The 247-nt window shown below is 44.1% G+C and carries 1 pseudogene; it reads left to right on the top strand.

Features of this window, described 5'->3' with window-relative positions:
* A pseudogene (locus tag ACY2RT_RS15515) lies at positions 1–247 on the top strand (hypothetical protein); the annotation flags it as partial.

Raw genomic sequence — 247 nt, 5'->3', positions numbered from 1 at the left:
CTACCCGGGTTGGTTTCCGTGTTGCTGAATGGATAGAAGGTGTTGGAAGTGGTACATGGACAGCTAATGTCTATAGTATTACCGGAAACTGGGACACTACATTCTCAAATGGATTTACCCGAAGTGGTGAAGTCACACGGCCACCCATTAGGAAATTATCTTGTATCTATTTGGTGAGTGGTACTTTAACCATTTCTCGACAAGCACTTACCGGAACTGTGGATTTTGGTGATGGAACCCGTGATAA

This window comes from Ulvibacter sp. 2210JD10-4 (assembly GCF_058148525.1).
Note: the sequence above shows the minus strand (reverse complement) of the source record. Positions and strands in the feature narration are given on the sequence as shown.